Below are 18,194 nucleotides of genomic sequence, written 5' to 3'. Positions count from 1 at the left end.
CCTCTCCCGCTTGTAATACTTGTAATCCCCTCATAGACACTTCCTCAATTTACCATAAGGATCAAACCTAGACAATCACCTGAAGACCTAGATCATCTCTAATTTCAACATTAACGGAAAACAAAAAAAAGCGCCCCTGTCTGCACCTTACAGACGGACGCCTTCTTTATGTACTTCCTTCATTCCTTAGTTTCCACCGTTAATCCAGTTCAGAACCATGGCATAGTCCGAATACAGGAACACACCCAGACTCACTAAGCCAAAGGCGATGGCGAATTTATTTTTCTGGCGGGCTGTCAACAGGCGAACCACACCGATCAGGATGACGATGGTAAACAAAATCATAAAAATATCAAAATGTTTAAAAACGGCCGTGCTGTCCGCAGCTGTTGCAATGAACATGGAACGTACCTCCTTGAATTCTCGGACATGATAGCATATCTTCTTCTATGTTATCCGCGCCCCGCCCCGGATGCAAGCCCTCTCACTTAAAAAAAACGAATTTCTCATGAATTTTGTGCATTTTTAGCCAAAAGTTACTCTGTTTTTTTCAAAAACAGACGTGGTTTTTGTTTCTAAGCCCGATTTGCTTCATGATCACGTTGAAATTACCGCAGCAAATTCCATTTTTTCATTTACGATTGCATCATTGTATGATAATATCAACATCAATATCACACTATTCTAATCGGAATTAAAGTTAATTTGATAATAATAGCAGGAGGCGTTAATTTCTCATGGCTTATGAACCGATCTGGATGGCCGACCCCGACAAGCTGAACAAATTTGAGTTTGTGAAGATGGAAAAAGACGGACTGGACGTTATCCGTACGATTATTGAAGAATATGCACAGCAGGGCTTCGATTCCATTCCAGCCGACGATATGGACCGCTTCAAGTGGGCTGGTGTCTACCAGCAGAAACCGAAGGACGGACATTTTATGATGCGTGTCCGTATCAATACAGGCATTATGACCACACAGCAGGCCCGTGCTCTGGCAGATATCGCCAAGGTGTACGGCCGTGACCTGGTGGATGTAACGACTCGCCAAGCCATTCAGTTCCACTGGCTGACGGTCGAAAGCCTGCCTGATATTTTCAAACGTCTGGAAGATGTCGGGCTCTACTCTTTCGAAGCCTGCGGCGACTGTCCGCGTACGATTGTCGGCAACCCGCTTGCCGGCATTGATCCGAATGAACTGATGGACACCACGGATCTCGTGGAAGAGATCAATGACTATTTCCTTATGAACCGTGATTTCTCCAATCTGCCGCGGAAATACAAGGTGTCGATTTCCTCGAACCTGTATAACAACGCTAATGCAGAAATCAATGACCTGTCCCTGACGCCTGCAGTGAAGGTGATTGACGGCCAGGAAGTGATCGGCTTCCATGCTATGGTGGGCGGCGGTTTGTCCGCGAAGCCGCACCTGGCTCAGCCGCTCGATATTTTTGTTCGTCCGGAAGATGCACTGCGTGTCGCCATCGGCGTAACGACGATTTTCCGCGATTATGGCTACCGCCAGAAGCGTCATCATGCCCGCCTGAAATTCCTCGTGGCTGACTGGGGTCCGGAGAAATTTAAAGAGAAGCTCGTGGAATTGGTCGGCGAACTGCCTTCCCGCGGGGAAGACAAAACGCTTGGCTGGGAAGCAGCTTACTTTGACGGCGTACATCCGCAGCGTCAAGCCGGACTTAATTATGTCGGCTTGAACGTCCCGGTGGGCCGTCTGGATGCCGACGAGCTGATTGAGCTGGCAGACCTGGCTGATCAGTATGGCGACGGCAAGATCCGCACCACAATGTCCCAGAACATCCTGCTCAGCGGTGTACCGGATGAGAAAGTAGACGAACTGCTGAGTGCACGGGTACTGCAGCGCCTGACGCCGAATCCGAGAAATTTCATGAGCCGCACGGTTTCCTGTACAGGTAATGAATTCTGTAATCTGGCCATCGTGGAAACCAAGCAGCGTGCCAAGATCGTGGCAGAATACCTGGATGAGAATGTAGCGCTGAATGAGAAGATCCGCATTCACTTTATCGGATGCCCGAATTCCTGCGGTCAGAAGCATATCGCTGACATTGGCCTGCAGGGAACCCTCGTCAAGACACCAGAGGGCACCGTGGACGCGTTCGACATCGCTGTAGGCGGAACGCTCGGTCCGCAAGCTCAGTTGAACAAAGCGCTGAAAGGCCGTGTTAAAGGCGATCATGTCGGACCTGTCCTGGCCGAGCTGCTGATGTTCTATAAAGAAAACCGGCTGTCGCCGGAAGAAAGTTTCTTCGAATATGTACAGCGCGTCGGCGTACCAGCGTTCCAGGAGAAGTTGACCGAAATCCTGGCTTCAGAGGTTGTCGCTTCCTAGGTCGCAAGCAGGCCTGTACCAAGCACAACTTTCTAAACTGAAATATATGGGCCATAAGCCCTTGAAAAGCCCCCGCATTCGTTACTTGCGGGGGCTTTATATGTCCAGAGGCCCTTGATCCAAACACAAACAGGCTCTGCCATCCCTTACGGGTGGCAGAGCCTGTTATATTGTACATGCGCATTCACGTGAAAACTTGAGGAGTGAGCCTTATTTCACCGCAGGCTCCTCCGCTTCGGCTTTCGCCGCTGCTTCCTCGGCCTTGCGGTTCATCTCTTCTGTGCGCTTGGTGTCACGCTCCAGAACAGGTCCAAGGTATTTGCCGGTATACGACTCCTTGACTTTGACCAGCTGCTCCGGCGTACCGGTTGCGAGGATCGTACCTCCCCCGCTGCCGCCTTCCGGACCGAGATCGATCAGATAGTCAGCCGTCTTGATGACATCCAGATTATGCTCGATGACCAGCACAGACTCCCCGGAATCCACCAGGCGGTGCAGCACCACGAGCAGACGGTCAATATCGTCCACATGCAGACCGGTTGTCGGCTCGTCCAGAATGTACATCGTCTTACCTGTGCTGCGGCGGTACAGTTCAGACGCCAGCTTCACGCGCTGGGCTTCCCCGCCCGACAGGGTTGTGGCCGGCTGACCCAGCTTGATGTATCCCAGACCTACGTCCATCAGCGTCTGCATTTTCCGGTGCACCTTCGGAATGTTCTGGAAGAACTCCGTGGCATCTTCCACGGTCATTTGCAGCACATCCGATATGTTCTTGCCTTTATATTTCACTTCCAGCGTTTCACGGTTATACCGCTTGCCTTTACATACCTCACACGGCACATAGATATCTGGCAAGAAGTGCATCTCAATCTTGATAATACCGTCACCACGGCAGGCCTCACAGCGGCCGCCCTTCACATTGAAGCTGAAGCGGCCTTTCTTGTATCCACGCAGCTTCGCTTCATTGGTCAGGCTGAAAATATCCCGGATATCATCGAATACACCCGTGTATGTTGCCGGGTTGGAACGCGGTGTCCGGCCAATCGGCGACTGGTCAATGTCGATGACCTTCTCAATATGTTCAAGACCTTTCATTTCACGGTACTGTCCTGGACGGACACGTGCCTTGTTCAGATCACGCGCCAGGGTCTTATACAGAATTTCGTTGACCAATGTGGATTTCCCGGAACCTGAAACCCCGGTAACCGCAGTAAAGACGCCGATGGGAATCTTCACATTGATGTTCTTCAGGTTGTTCTCCTTCGCGCCCTTGATTTCCAGCCATCGGGTATCCGGCTTGCGGCGCTTGCTGTTGACCGGAATGAACTTCCTGCCGCTCAGATACTGACCTGTCAGCGAGTTCTCGTCAGCCATAACCTCGCTCGGTGTACCCTGCGAGATGACATTCCCCCCGTGTGCACCGGCGCCGGGACCAATATCAATGATATAATCGGCCGCCATCATGGTGTCCTCGTCATGCTCCACCACGATCAGGGTATTGCCGAGGTCCCGCATATGCTCCAATGTGGAAATCAGACGATCATTGTCGCGCTGATGCAGCCCGATACTCGGCTCGTCCAAAATATACAGCACGCCCATCAGGCTGGAACCGATTTGGGTTGCCAGACGGATGCGCTGTGCTTCACCGCCGGACAGTGTTCCTGCCGAACGGCTCAAGGTCAGGTAGTCGAGGCCGACGTTCACCAGAAAACCGAGGCGGCTGTTAATCTCCTTCAGGATCAGATTCGCAATCTGAGTCTCCTTCGGAGAGAGCGTGAGGCTATCAAAGAAACGAGAGGCATCACCGATGGACAGGCTGGTCACATACGCCATGTTCTCATCATTGATGGTGACGGCAAGGCTTTCCTTCTTCAGGCGGTGTCCTTTACACACATCACAGGGTTTGGAGCTCATATATCCTTCGATATATTCACGAACCCCTTCTGAATTGGTATCACGGTAACGGCGTTCCAGGTTCGGAATGATGCCTTCAAAGGTCACATATGCCTCTTTGCGCTGGCCAAAATCGTTCTCATATTTGAAATGGACCTTCTGATTGCCCGTGCCATAGAGCAGGGTCTTCATCTGATCCTGAGTCAGCGAGCTGACAGGAACATCCATCGGAATCTTGTAATGCCGGCATACTGAACTGAGAAATTGAGGATAATAGTTTGATGTTCCCCCAGCCCAAGCCTGGAACGCACCATTCTCAATACTCTTGCTGTTATCCGGAACCAGCAGATCCGGATCCACGATCATCTCTACACCCAGACCATCGCACTCGGGACAAGCTCCGAACGGTGTATTGAACGAGAACATCCGCGGAGACAGCTCTTCCATACTGAAACCGCAGACCGGGCAGGCAAAATTCGAGCTGAAACGCAGCTCCTCCTGGCCGATAATATCGACCAGGAGCTGGCCGCCGGACAGCTTCAGCGCCGTCTCGATCGAATCCGCCAGACGCGCCTCCACCTCATCCTTAACGACAATCCGGTCGACTACAACATCGATGGTATGCTTCTTGTTTTTCTCCAGCTCAATCGTTTCCGACAGATCGCGCAGTTCACCATTGACACGCACCCGCACAAAGCCCTGCTTCGAGATATCGGCGAACAGGCTCTTATGCTCACCCTTACGGCCGGCAATGACCGGTGCCAGGATCTGCAGACGCGTCTTCTCGGGATACTGCATAATCCGGTCAACCATCTGCTCGACCGTCTGTGATGTAATTTCAATCCCATGCTCCGGACAGTGAGGATGACCGATGCGGGCAAACAGAAGGCGCAGGTAATCATAGATCTCGGTAACCGTACCTACCGTGGAACGGGGGTTGCGGCTCGTTGTCTTCTGGTCGATGGAAATCGCGGGAGACAATCCTTCGATAGAGTCTACGTCCGGTTTCTCCATCTGCCCCAGAAACTGGCGGGCATAAGCGGACAGGGATTCTACATAACGGCGCTGTCCCTCAGCATAAATCGTATCGAAGGCCAGGGATGATTTACCCGATCCGCTCAATCCGGTCAGAACCACAAATTTGTCACGGGGTATTGTGACGTCAATATTTTTTAAATTATGGGCACGTGCGCCCTTGATTACGATATTTTCACTTGCCAAACCCTTCATCTCCTCACGTTTACTCCGCCTTCAGTTCAAGCAGCGCATCCCGCAGCTCTGCCGCACGCTCGAACTGCAGATTCTTCGCCGCATCCTTCATTTCCGCTTCCAGACGCTCGATGACAGACTCGCGGTCTTTCTTGGACATCTTGGCTGTCGGTCCTGCCAGATAATCCGCCTTGCTCTCCGCCACCTTCGTCGCTTCGATCACATCGCGCACCTTCTTGCGGATCGTCTGCGGCGTAATGCCGTGCTTCTCGTTGTATTCAACCTGGACCTTGCGGCGGCGCTCTGTTTCCTTCATCGCCCGATCCATGGAATCAGTGATTTTGTTTCCGTACATAATGACGCGTCCTTCGGAGTTCCGCGCAGCCCGGCCAATCGTCTGGATCAGCGAGCGGTCGGAACGAAGGAAGCCTTCCTTGTCGGCATCCAGGATAGCGACCAGTGATACTTCCGGCAGATCCAGTCCTTCCCTTAACAGGTTTATACCCACGAGGACGTGGAATGTACCGAGTCGCAGGTCGCGCAGAATCTGCATGCGCTCGAACGTTTTGATCTCGGAGTGCATGTAGCGGACCTTGATGCCGATTTCCTTCAGGTAATCGGTCAGGTCTTCGGCCATCTTCTTCGTCAACGTGGTGATCAGGACCCGCTCATCGCGCTCAGTCCGGTCATGAATTTCGCCGATCAGGTCATCAATCTGGCCCTCTGTCGGCCGCACTTCAATCAACGGATCCAGCAGTCCTGTTGGACGAATGATCTGCTGTACCATCGTTTCACAATGCTCCAGCTCGTAAGGTCCTGGTGTAGCAGACACGTAGATAATCTGTTTGACCTTATCTTCAAACTCCTCGAACTTCAGCGGTCTGTTGTCCAGTGCTGACGGCAGGCGGAAGCCATGATCTACGAGCACCGTCTTCCGTGCACGGTCACCGTTATACATGGCCCGAATCTGTGGAAGCGTCACATGGGACTCGTCTACGACAATCAGCATGTCGTCCGGGAAAAAATCCATAAGTGTATAAGGCGTCGCCCCCGGTTCACGGAAGGTCAGCGGACCGGAATAGTTCTCAATGCCGGAGCAGAAGCCAACTTCCTTCATCATCTCGATGTCATAGCGTGTGCGCTGTTCCAGCCGCTGGGCTTCCAGCAGCTTGCCTTCTTCGCGCAGCACTGCAAGCCGCTCTTCCATCTCGCGTTCGATATTGACGAGCGCCACGCGCATCGTCTCTTCGCGGGTAACAAAGTGAGAGGCCGGAAAAATCGCTGCATGCTCACGTTCGCCGATCAGTTCTCCGGTCAGCACATCAATCTCCGTGATGCGCTCGATCTCATCACCGAACAGTTCTACCCGGATCGCCTGTTCTCCCTTGGATGCCGGAAAAATCTCGATCACGTCACCGCGTACCCGAAACGTCCCCCGGACAAAATTGATGTCGTTCCGCTGGTACTGAATGTCAACAAGCCGCGACAAAATCTGGTTGCGCGGCTTCTCCATCCCTACACGCAGCGAGAGCAGGAGTTCACCGTACTCTTTCGGAGAACCCAGGCCGTAAATGCAGGATACACTGGCCACAATGATAACGTCCCGCCGTTCAAACAGGGAGCTGGTGGCCGAGTGGCGCAGCTTGTCGATCTCTTCGTTGACACTGGAGTCCTTCTCGATGTACGTATCGGAGGAGGGAATATAGGCTTCAGGCTGATAGTAATCGTAGTAACTCACGAAGTAGTCCACCGAGTTATTCGGAAAAAATTCCTTGAATTCGCTCGCCAGCTGTGCGGCCAGCGTCTTGTTATGTGCGATAACCAGTGTCGGGCGGTTCAGTTTGGCAATGGTCTGCGCAATCGTGAAGGTCTTGCCCGTTCCAGTCGCGCCGAGCAGTGTCTGATGTCTTTTGCCCTGACGGATGCCTTCCACCAGCTCCTCGATCGCAGCCGGCTGATCGCCCTGCGGATCGAAATCAGACTGGAGCTCAAAGGATTTCGTACTGATTACGAGATCGCTCATGTGTTCAATCACACCCTTATCGTCTAAAATAATGTATAGTTAAAGTTTCTGTCGAAACTTCCCGATGTAATGGGATAGGGAAAATCGTGCTGGACAGCCAGTTAATAAGAATGCCTGTTCCCCTGCAATTATACTCTTTTGGGATTTTCGTTGCAAACCTAATATCTATATTTCTCTACATATAAAGGAGATGATTGCTACCATGGATCCAACTACCATTATCGGAATTCTTGCCGGCCTTGCAGCCCTCGTTGGCGGCTTTATTTGGGAAGGCGGGCACCTTGGCGGACTGCTGCAGGGTACAGCCGCGCTCATCGTATTTGGCGGAACGTTCGCCGCTGTCATGATCAGCTTCCCGGCTTCCCGGCTGCGAACCATACCCTCTGCACTGAAGACCGCTTTCGGACGCAGGTCCCGCTCATCCGAGGATCTCATCGAGGACATTGTGGACATGGCCGTCATGGCCCGCCGTGAAGGTGTGCTGGCGCTCGAGAAAGCCTCGGCGGAGCATCCAGATCCTTTTTTACGCGAAGGCATGGGTATGGTCGTTGACGGAACCGATGAAGATACCGTGCGGCAGATTCTCGAGCTGGAGATGGACGCTGTGGAACAGAAGCATGAAGCTTATGCCAAAATTTTCGAGTCCGCCGGCGGCTATGCGCCCACTATGGGCATCATCGGTACCGTCATGGGCCTGATTCATGTGCTCGGCAGTCTGCAGGACCCGACCCAGCTGGGACCATCCATCGCCGTCGCTTTTACCGCCACCCTGTACGGGGTTGCCAGTGCCAATATTATCTTTTTGCCCATCGCATCCAAAATTAAAGCACGCGGTGAGGAAGAAATTCAGAATATGGAGCTCCTGTTCGAAGGCATTCTGGCAGTCCAGAACGGCCAGCATCCTCTTCTCGTCCGCAAAAAGCTGAAATCCTACACATCGGAAGGCAGCCTTGGGACACCGCAGTCAGGGGGGACGGCTCATGAGACAGCGGATTAAAAAAACCGGGCGCAGCGGACGCAAAAACCGGGGCGCTCCCGACCAGCGGGACCGCTGGATGATTACTTATGCCGATCTGATCACACTGCTGCTCATCTTTTTTGTCGTCATGTATGCCATGAGCCGGCTGGACACCGAGAAATACGATATCGTCACCCAATCGCTGCAGGCGACCTTCCAAAGCGGCGATTCCATCCTGGAGATGGGCTCGGGGCTCACCGGCCGTGCTGACACCGAGAAGCACAAGAATCCGCCGTCTGAGCCGGAAGACGAAGAGCAAGCCAGCTCAAGCTCAGGAGCTGGCAGCGAATCCCCGGACACGGAAGTGAAGGATCCCGAAGTGAAGGATCCGGGTGCCGCACCCATGACCAGCCGGGAGCTTGCGTTCCGGGAGCAGGAAGCGGAACTATCCGGCTTCATGGAAGTTATTAAACAATATGTGGCGGATAACCAACTGGATGAGGATATTTTTATCTCGGACGAGCCGCAGGGCATTGCGATCACGCTGAGCGACCGCTTTCTGTTCGACCCGGGTCAGGCAGACCTCAAGGAAGGCGCAGCTCCGGTGCTGGGCAAGCTTGCGAGCCTGTTCCAGGACCTCAGCGCGACCGTCAGTATTGAAGGACATACCGACAATGTCCCCGTCGGCCGGATGTCCGGTTATGAAGATAACTGGGAGCTGTCCGGCGGCCGGGCCATGTCGGTACTGCGCTTTTTTCTGGAGGAGCAGAACCTGAATCCGGACAGCTTCCAGTATGCCGGCTACGCGGACACCCGTCCGGCAGCCGACAACAGCACGCGTGAAGGCAGACAAAAGAACCGGCGCGTGGAGATTACCGTGCTGCGCCAGCTTCGTGCTCAGCAGTGAAATGAGAATATGAAAACACCTTCAGGTTAATGCCTGCTTCTCGTAAGAGAGCAAGCGTGCCTGAAGGTGTTTTTGCGTACTATAACATGTTAAGGGCTGCCGCACCTGGCGGCGTTCACCGCTCAAAAAGCTGCTTCACGCCAGTGAAAAGGTGCCTGTGAGCGGCGGATCGCTGCTGCGCCCCATGTATGCGGAAAACCACATACATTTCGCACGCGCAAAGTCACGTGCGGTCCACGGACCGCCTCACACTCCCTATCCCCGCACCGCGCTCTCGCTCGGACGCATAATGACAGAGCCCAGGGCCAGCAGGATGACGGCCATCAGGCCCAGAATCAGCAACGGCAGCGCAATGTCTGACAGCGCCCCGCCGGAAGCGATCGTCTCCACCGCCTCAATGGCCCATTTTTGCGGCACGAAATTAGCGATTTTCTGCAAAAAGTCCGGCATGACGGACAGCGGCCAGAAGCAGCCTCCCAGCATGCAGGTTGGTGTAATGATGAGAGAGTTGAGCATACCTGCATTTTTCGGATTGCGAATCAAGCCCGCGATTGCACTGGCCATCCCCATAGCAACCAGCATAAAGGCAGCCAGGATAACAAAGTGAATGCCGAAAGGCACGCCGTAATCGTAGCCAAGCACATACTTGCTCACCAGGAGCACAATCAGAATCTGCAGCGATCCCAGCGCAAAGCTTCCGAGAAAATTACCCAGCACGATCTCATACGTCCGAACAGGCGCGGTATAAATGCGGGACATCGTCCGCAATTTGCGGTCCTCTACCATCAGCATGACTGTACTGGCAACCAGGCTCATCAGGAACAGCAGCGTAAATCCGGTAATATTGTTCAGACCAGGTCTTGCATACAGCTCCAGATCTGTGGTGACAGCTTTTATTTGATGCTTGGCCGTTTGATCCAGGATCTGCTTCAGGGCCGCCTGCTGCTCCTGAGCTGTCCCGCCCTGCTTCGAGACAACGGCAGCAGCCTCTCCGATCCGGCCCGTCACACCTTCCAGCTTCATTTTGACCGTGAACGAAGCTTCGCTGACAGCAATTTCGTAAATCTCCACGTTCGGGGTACCGCCATCTAACAGCTGCTGGCTGAAATCTTTCGGGATCGTAAATGCGATCAACCCCGTCTTTTCAATAACATCATTCTTAAGTGACTCCACCGAACCCGCGGGTTTCATCACATACTCCTCGGTCCGTCCCAGCTCCTGCAGCAGGTGCTCCCCGGCTGGTCCCTGATCCTCATTGATATAGGCGATCGGCACTTCTGCTGTGTTCGCCTGGCCAAGCAGGGCGATACAGACCGTGACAATGGCACATGGCAGGAGCACATAGACCATCCATCCTTTTTTCCTGCCCAATGTTCGTTTCATCATCTGCAAGGCAATCGTTAAACTATGCATGGTAACTGTACCCCACCTTTCGATAAACGATCAGCGCTGCCGCCGTCAGACCCAGCGAGATGGCGCCCAATATTCCAACACATGCCAGCACCTCTGAAGTCCCTGCTCCCAGCATCATGCGCAGAATGCCCTGCAGTGCCCAATGGTTGACGGTGAATTCACCCAGGGTACGGATGATGTCAACCGGCAGCGGCGTAAAACCGCCGCTCAGGAACGTCATCGCAATAATGACCGCCTGTATAATTCCGCTGGCCGTTGCCGCAGAGGAGGTCATCAGGGACACCACCGCTGCGATCGTCATGGAAGCTATAGAAATCAGGACACAGACCAGAATCAGCAGCCAGACATGATTTCCCCAGTTGACTCCGTACAGCAGGTTCGAGCCCAGAATAATAATGCCCGCCTGAGCAAATGTGATCAAGCTGCACCCCAGGATTTTACCGCCAAAAATCTCACGCCCGGACAGCGGCATCGACTGCAGGCGGTACAGCGTATGATCTTCTTTTTCCGAATACAGGCTGCTTGACACCATCATTCCCGAGTTGAGCAAAAACATGATCATCATCGAAGCCGCGTAATATTGCACTGCCGAATAAGACTCGCCCTGTCCGCCCAGCTGGCCGGCATTCACATAGGCAGGGCGCTCCGTAATGGAGACACTGTCCCCCCCTTGCCCTTCAGCTGCGGCGGTCATGAACAATGCCTGTCTGCTGTTTGCTTCATCCATATATGACCCGAACAGGGATTCACCCACGAGATTTTGCACAGAATCCTTCCCCAGCAGGAGTTCCAGTTCTGCACTGCCGCCGGAGAACATACGATCATCCAGATGATCAGGTACGACGACAACAAACTCCAACTCACCGCTTCTCAGACGGCTTTCCGCTTCCGCCCGCGTCAGGCTGCGTTCCAGGTTTAACATCGATGCGATCTCCGGGTTTTCGATGAATGCTTCAAAGCTCGCCGGGAGATCCCCAGTGCTTCCGGAAATGACGAGGCCGGTGCTCAGCGGCTTCAGTTCCACGTCTTCCGCGGCGCCGAAAAAGCTCGATAACGCGGTGCCCAGAATAAAAATGAGCAGCATAGGCAGCAAAAACAGATTAAACAGCACCGTACGGTGGCGCGACAACCTTTTTAATTCATACCAAGCAATTGTTCGTATATTCATGGACTCTCCCCCTTATGCTGCATACCGGACATACCGGTGTCCCTGCGCTCTAATCACGCAGCGTGCGTCCTGTCAAACTCAAGAATAGTGTCTCCAGGTCAGGTTCCTCGCACTTGATGCTCTGAATGACCGCTTCATGCTGATTACAGATAAACAGCACATCCTGCAGATTGTTCTGGGCAGACGGCAGATAAATTTCCAGCAGCGGCCCTTCGTGCAGCACACGGGTAATGCCGGGATGCATGTTCAGTTCATGCACCACATCCGGGGTAATGCCATCCGCGGTCAGCAAAATTTTCTCTTCCTGAGCCACCTGCTCCTTCAGCTCCTGCTGTGTTCCGCAGGCGATGACGCGGCCTTTATCCATAATCGCCACCCGGCTGCTGATCGCAGCTACTTCCTCCATATAGTGACTGGTATAAATAACGGTTGAGCCCATCTCGTTCAGCTTGCGGACCGATTCCAGAATATGATTCCGCGACTGTGGATCAATGCCGACCGTCGGCTCATCCATAATAATCAGCTTGGGGCGGTGCGTGATCGCACAAGCAATGTTCAGACGGCGCTTCATGCCGCCAGAGAACGTAGACGGCGTGTCCTTAGCCCGGTCCAGCAGACCGACAAAGGACAGGGCTTCTTCGACCCGCTCCTTCAGCAGCTTACCCCGCAGACCATAAAGTTTGGCAAAAAAGGTGACGTTATCAGCTGCTGTCATGTTCTCGTAAAGAGCCAGGTCCTGCGGGACCAGCCCGATCCGCCGCTTGACTTCAAGCGGACTGTCCTCGATAGATAAGCCGTCTACTTCAATGCTGCCCTGGTCTATTTTGAGCAGTCCGCAGATCATGTTGATCGTGGTGCTTTTGCCAGCCCCGTTGGGTCCCAGCAGTCCAAAAATCTCGCCTTCATGAATATTCAGGTTCAGGTGGTCCACTGAAAGCTTGCTGCCGTACCGTTTGACCACATCTTGTGCTTGCAGAAATGCCATGCTTCATCGCTCCGTTTCTGTTCACGTTCCTTCTTCTTGACCTTATTGTATCTGCCGGTGTCTCCTTGTTCAGGTAGACAAAGTCATTCATGACAGGTGACAAAAGTCACCTCTTGGCGTAAAGTGTGCTGTGATATAATGGGCGAAAGAAAATACAGGCATCGCAGATGACCTGTTTTCATCAAACTCTGAGAAAAGGAAGTTATCTGATATGTCCCGGATATGGATCCCGCTGCGTTACGGACTCATCCTCCTCCCCGCTCTGGCAGGGCTGTATATCCAGCCGATTGAGAGATACGGTGTATATACCTTTCTGGTGCTCCTGTTTCTGTCCGCAGCTGTCTTGAGCCGCCATATCACCTCACTCCCGGTGATGGCTGCAGGGGTTCTTCTGGAAATTCTCATTGCGGGATGGATGTGCAGGGAGTACGGGTTACTGATGGCCTTTATCTCCATGTCCAGTGTGTGTGTCTATTTCACGTTTTCCCCTGCTGTGCTCCGGTATTTGTTGTTCGGGATTCATGCTGCGGTACTGAATACCGCGTTTTGGGAGCAGGAGAAGCTGTGGCTGGTGTGCGGTAACCTGCTGCTGATGATGATGGCTGTCTTTATCAGTATTCTTCATGATGCGTCAGGCAGAAGAGAGAATACGTTGAAATTGTATGATGAGCTGCGAAGCAAGCATTATCAGCTGGAAGAAGCGAGAAGCCGGCTGCAGCAGTTTGCTCATCAGGTGGAGGGAGCTGCACAGGCAGAGGAAAGAACCCGTATTTCGCGGCAGCTGCATGATGATATCGGCCACCGGCTGATCCGGGTGAAGATGATGATGGAGGCGGCGATTCATACCGTTCCGGGAGATCAGGAACGCGGGATGCAGCTGCTGCATCAGATCCGTGACCAGCTGGCAGACAGCATGGAGGAGATGCGGCTCGCAGTCAAGCGTATGCATCCCGGCAGACCGATTGCTGATGCGCATTCTCTTGACCGGCTGCTGGAGCAAATCCAGCAGGAAACCGGTATCCGGACCACACTTCAGGTAAAAGGTCTGCCCTATCCGCTGTATCCCAGCCAGCAGGTCGTGCTGTTTAAAAATGCACGCGAAGCGATCACCAATGCAATCCGTCACGGAGATGCGTCTGAGGTGAGTGTGCTGCTGATCTATGAAGAGCATGAAATGTGTATGGAAGTATCCAATAACGGTAAAACGGCCTTGCGTGAACAAACTTCCACGGGCGGCCTGGACAGCGAGCAGCCCTATGCCGGGGAATCCGGGTTTCCGCCACGCCAGGGGCTGGGCCTCAGCGGTATGCTGGAACGCACACGATTGATCGGCGGTACCCTGAATGTGCGGGGCTATGCCCCTTTTACCGTGATTACGAAACTGCCCGTCTACCGCAAGAGCGAAATTATGTAACAGTTGCTATATAGATTGAATTAAAAGATACCATTCTAACTAGCAATTAGGGATGGAACAAAGGGAGGTGAAATTTTTATGATTACGGTGCTTCTTGTTGATGACGACCCCTTTATCCGGGAAAGCCTCAAGCTGCTGATTGGCATGGATCCTCTCATCGAAGTCATCGGTACTGCGGCACATGGTGCGGAGGCCCTGGAGCTGCTTGCCGAAGGACCTGCTGTGGATGTTGTACTGATGGACATCCGGATGCCGGTCTGTGACGGTGTGGAGGGAACCGAGCTGATCCGCAAAACCTATCCCGATACCCGCGTGCTGATGCTGACTACGTTTGACGATGACGATTATATCGCAGCAGCCCTGCAGAACGGTGCCAGCGGTTATTTGCTAAAAAACATTCCCCCAGACCGCATCATCCAGGGCATCAAAACCGTGCACGAGGGCAATATGCTCATTCACCCCGACATCGCTCGCAAGCTCACGGGTATGCTGCGGCCAGCCCAGCCGGCACGTCCCCCGCAGTCTGCGGTTCTGGATACCTACGGACTGACCCCGGCGGAGAAAAATATTGTGCGCCTGATTGCGGATGGATTATCCAACAAGGAGATCGCGGGACAGCTGTTTTTAAGCGAAGGGACTGTCAAAAACTATGTCACCGAGATTCTGGGCAAGCTGAGTCTGCGTGACCGCACGCAAATTGCGATTTTTTATCTTAAAAATGGGGCGGGTTCTGTTTAAAGTTAATCGCTTAAAGCCATACGCAAAAAAGACATGGTCAGTGTACCGGGATAGCTTCCCTCTTACACCGCCATGTCTTTTTTTGAGTCATTTCTATTATTTACAGATGCAGATTCCTGTCATCCGGAGCCAGCCCATCCGGTATTCCACCTGAATGCTCTGTGCTCTCTGTGCCGGATGAATCCCTGACTCTGCTCTTGCTCTTCAGATTTAGCTTCATGCCCAGGAGCCCGAACACACTGATCGGCTTCAGCCGAACCGCAAGTCCCGCATCCGGATCCGGCGCGATGATCGCCCCCAGCTGATGATGCTCACCTGAGTAAATCGCCCGCTGCATGAACTTGCTCTCGCCCTGGTGGTTCTGCACCTCCAGCTTGCAAAAAGCGGCATTCTGCCGGAGCGCCGCATGCAGCTGCTCTTTGTTATATACCAGCGTTCCATTCACTTTCAGAATGGTCTCGCCAGCCAGAATGCCCAGTTCATCTGCGGGACTTCCCGGCAGCACGGCCAGCACTCTCAATCCTTTAGGAGGATGTACAAAAATCGGGCTGCGCTGCTGCTCCTCATACCGGCTGAACCAGACCAGCCCTTCATGCAGCACAAGCGCGGTCAGCGCCGCAACAATGACCAGCGGTGCCCACCAAGCTGCCAGCATACTCAGCGCCAGCACAACGGCACTGTACAAGACCAGCCGTTTGGCACTGACAGATGCTTTATCCCGTGGCAGCATGCTCTGCGTCATTTCTCCGAAGCCAATCAGCACCGGCAGGGCAGCTATACTGACGCCCCCCAGCCAGGCCTCGCCCCCGAAGAACGGCGTCCATGGCAGCAGCGGACCGCCGGATGCCGGAATCAGCAGAAACAGCGGCAGCGGCCAGAAACTCTGCATCTGATACCCGCCGACGAGCTTACCCCGCTTCCCTTCCAGAAACAAAGGGGTCGCAAAGCGGCTTCCCTGCCGCAGCACCAGTATGGCCTCTGCAAAGTGCAGGACAGCGGCCAAGGCAAGCAGTGCCGGAATATTCAGTTCCAGGATGGCGGATTGTATACTGCCTCCCCAGCCTGCAGGCTGAAACTTTGGAAACCATCCCAGCATAAATTGCAGCACACCCAGCAGAGAAATCGCATAGGCAAAACATAAAAACCGAACACGGAACAGCATCAGCAGCAGGGTCGCAGCCCAGATACATAATACCGCTCCCAGGGTCAGGGTGATCCCTAGAAATGCCATAACGATCGAGACCCCGATCCCTGCAATGATTCCTCCGGCTATGGTGCGCAGGGTCTGTGTCTCCCAGCCGTTCACACGCACGTGAAACAGCTTGCGCTCCAGTAGTACCTGTCTGCGGTACAGCAGCGCAATGATCACCACCGAAATATAGTAAAAGGGCTGTGCCAGCAGAGAAAGTCCTGCGTCCAGCACCATCCAAATCCATTCCATCGCTGTATCCAACCTGATTCACTCCTTCTCCTCAAGACGTATTGGCAGATCTGTCATGATGTCTTGTCTTTGCTGTAAAAAAATCTGATCTGTCCTCACGCTCCGGACCCGCTGCAAGTTGACTACCTGTTATGTTACTCACAATTACTCAAGAAAAAAAGAAGGCTGAATTCAGCCTTCTTACTTGTTCGACGCCTGACTCTTGATTTCCTTCACCACTTCAGCAATTCCGCTTTTCAGCTGTGTATCATTCGCCGGATCCTGAATTGATTTGATCAGATCGGCTTCCAGTGCTTCTGCGGTCGCCGCATTCACCACACCGTCGGACTTCAGCTTATGCTTCGACTGGAAATCCTTCACTGCTTTTTCCGTCGCCCGATCAAAATAACCGTCTTTCCGGCCCGGTTTGAAACCGACCGCTTCCAGCATGATCTGAGCATTCATCACATCTGAATTGTTCATGTCGTATTTCAAGGATTTCTTCTTGTCCAAAGGCGCGGCGGAGAAGTAATCCGGCTGAAGGACCTTCTGATCCGGTTCAATGCCTTTCTCATGGATCCAGGAGCCATTCGGTGTCAGCCATTTCGCGATCGTTACCTTTAACAGGCTTCCGTCCCCGAACTGCTTGTCAAAGCTGGTCTGCACCGTTCCTTTACCGAAAGAATGATCCCCAATCAGCACAGCTCCGGCTGACTGCTGCAGCGCCCCTGCCAGAATCTCCGAAGCACTGGCACTGCCCTTGTTCATTAACAGCACGACAGGATAAGGCTTGGAGTCACCTTTAGAAGGATGCTTCTCCCGCTTGCCGTCCTTGTCTTCCACCTGCACGATCAGCTTATCTTTCGGTACGAACTGCTCTGCAATATCGATAACGACCGAGAGCACACCGCCCGGATTGTTGCGTACATCAATAACAAGCCCTTTCATGCCCTGATCTTCCAGAGATTTCAGTTCCTGATTGAAGCGCTCACCCGTATTCAATGAAAATTGAGTGATCTCGATAACACCGACCCCGTTTTTCTCCAGCCGGGCATTGACCGTTTCCAGATCCACATCATCCCGAATGATCACAAATTCGATACTTTCTGCAGCTCCGGGACGTTTTACTTTCAGAACAGCTTTAGAGCCCTTAGGTCCCCGTATCTTGGCTACGGCTGCGTTCAGCTCCAGCCCCTGCAGCGATTCTCCATTGACCGACAGGATCACGTCCTTGGCCCGAATTCCCGCCTTATCGGCCGGGGAATTCTTGATCGGAGATACAACCTCTACATTACCATCCACGGAGGATACCTCGGCACCGATTCCACTAAAAGAGCCTTCAATGCTCTCTTCAAAATGTTCCGCGGTAACCTTCCCCATATAATTGGAGTACGGATCGCCGAGCGATTCCATCATCCCGTTGATCGCGCCGTCAAGGAGCTTGTCCCGATCAACGTCCTTATAATAGTTGCTTTCGATAATATCCAGAGCTGTACCCAGCTTTTGAGCTTCTTCCTGCTCCAGTCCCTTTTTGCTGATACTGGCCAAGAGACCTTCACCGCCAGCATTGGGTCCCGCTGTATTCGGCAGCTGCATAAACACCATGGTCAGCATGACGCCGCACAGCATGGAGGCCATTACCAAAAACAACACCGTTCTTTTCTTCATCCTGATCTCACCGCCTTTGTACATTTCAGCAT

General features: G+C 53.2%; 13 protein-coding genes. 5 read left to right on the top strand and 8 right to left on the bottom strand.

Annotated features, from left to right (window positions below):
• Positions 1-186 precede the first annotated feature (186 nt).
• Complete coding sequence (locus HII30_RS12990; RefSeq protein ID WP_169505474.1) at positions 187-402, bottom strand: hypothetical protein; 216 nt, start codon at positions 400-402, stop codon at positions 187-189.
• A 335-nt stretch (positions 403-737) separates the two neighbouring features.
• Between HII30_RS12990 and HII30_RS12985 the strand changes: the two genes are divergently transcribed.
• The gene (locus tag HII30_RS12985) at positions 738-2,366 is read left to right on the top strand and encodes a nitrite/sulfite reductase (protein WP_169505473.1); all 1,629 of its coding nucleotides are present in this window, start codon (positions 738-740) and stop codon (positions 2,364-2,366) included.
• Positions 2,367-2,576: 210 nt separating this feature from the next.
• Here HII30_RS12985 and uvrA read toward each other — a convergent pair whose 3' ends face one another.
• Both uvrA and uvrB read right to left on the bottom strand, forming a co-directional pair.
• Positions 2,577-5,480: an excinuclease ABC subunit UvrA gene (uvrA, locus tag HII30_RS12980; RefSeq protein ID WP_169505472.1), complete on the bottom strand. Its 2,904-nt coding sequence runs from the start codon at positions 5,478-5,480 to the stop codon at positions 2,577-2,579.
• A gap of 19 nt (positions 5,481-5,499) precedes the next feature.
• Positions 5,500-7,491: an excinuclease ABC subunit UvrB gene (gene uvrB, locus HII30_RS12975; RefSeq protein WP_169505471.1), complete on the bottom strand. Its 1,992-nt coding sequence runs from the start codon at positions 7,489-7,491 to the stop codon at positions 5,500-5,502.
• Between the two features lie 202 nt (positions 7,492-7,693).
• On the opposite strand from uvrB, the gene HII30_RS12970 reads away from it, so the two are divergent.
• The gene (locus HII30_RS12970) at positions 7,694-8,488 is read left to right on the top strand and encodes a flagellar motor protein (protein ID WP_169505470.1); all 795 of its coding nucleotides are present in this window, start codon (positions 7,694-7,696) and stop codon (positions 8,486-8,488) included.
• On the top strand, positions 8,472-9,356 hold the full coding sequence (locus tag HII30_RS12965) for a flagellar motor protein MotB (RefSeq protein WP_169505469.1): 885 nt from the start codon (positions 8,472-8,474) through the stop codon (positions 9,354-9,356). Before HII30_RS12970 ends, HII30_RS12965 begins: the two co-directional genes overlap by 17 nt.
• A gap of 255 nt (positions 9,357-9,611) precedes the next feature.
• Here the strand turns inward: HII30_RS12965 and HII30_RS12960 are convergent, their stop codons facing one another.
• From HII30_RS12960 to HII30_RS12950, 3 genes are read right to left on the bottom strand one after another with little or no spacing between them, the layout of a single operon-like run.
• A complete protein-coding gene (locus tag HII30_RS12960; protein ID WP_169505468.1) occupies positions 9,612-10,769 on the bottom strand; it encodes an ABC transporter permease in 1,158 nt (385 codons plus the stop codon).
• Positions 10,762-11,937 carry an ABC transporter permease gene (locus tag HII30_RS12955; protein WP_169505467.1) on the bottom strand — a complete coding sequence of 392 codons (1,176 nt, stop codon included), beginning with the start codon at positions 11,935-11,937 and terminating at the stop codon, positions 10,762-10,764. Before HII30_RS12955 ends, HII30_RS12960 begins: the two co-directional genes overlap by 8 nt.
• Before the next feature lie 49 nt (positions 11,938-11,986).
• Positions 11,987-12,922 (bottom strand): ABC transporter ATP-binding protein, encoded by a 936-nt coding sequence (locus tag HII30_RS12950; RefSeq protein WP_169505466.1) that lies wholly within the window; start codon positions 12,920-12,922, stop codon positions 11,987-11,989.
• A gap of 211 nt (positions 12,923-13,133) precedes the next feature.
• Here HII30_RS12950 and HII30_RS12945 point away from each other — a divergent pair, with 211 nt between their 5' ends.
• Together HII30_RS12945 and HII30_RS12940 are read left to right on the top strand one after the other, a co-directional pair.
• Positions 13,134-14,336: a sensor histidine kinase gene (locus HII30_RS12945; protein ID WP_169505465.1), complete on the top strand. Its 1,203-nt coding sequence runs from the start codon at positions 13,134-13,136 to the stop codon at positions 14,334-14,336.
• A 78-nt stretch (positions 14,337-14,414) separates the two neighbouring features.
• Positions 14,415-15,074, top strand: a complete 660-nt coding sequence (locus HII30_RS12940; RefSeq protein ID WP_169505464.1) for a response regulator — start codon at positions 14,415-14,417, stop codon at positions 15,072-15,074.
• A 100-nt stretch (positions 15,075-15,174) separates the two neighbouring features.
• Here HII30_RS12940 and HII30_RS12935 read toward each other — a convergent pair whose 3' ends face one another.
• Both HII30_RS12935 and HII30_RS12930 read right to left on the bottom strand, forming a co-directional pair.
• On the bottom strand, positions 15,175-16,515 hold the full coding sequence (locus HII30_RS12935; RefSeq protein WP_169505520.1) for a PDZ domain-containing protein: 1,341 nt from the start codon (positions 16,513-16,515) through the stop codon (positions 15,175-15,177).
• 180 nt (positions 16,516-16,695) lie between these two features.
• Complete coding sequence (locus tag HII30_RS12930; protein ID WP_169505463.1) at positions 16,696-18,162, bottom strand: S41 family peptidase; 1,467 nt, start codon at positions 18,160-18,162, stop codon at positions 16,696-16,698.
• Positions 18,163-18,194 lie beyond the last annotated feature (32 nt).

Source organism: Paenibacillus lemnae (genome assembly GCF_012933385.1).
GTDB lineage: Bacteria > Bacillota > Bacilli > Paenibacillales > Paenibacillaceae > Paenibacillus_AQ > Paenibacillus_AQ lemnae.
This window is presented reverse-complemented; position numbering and strand designations above follow the sequence as displayed.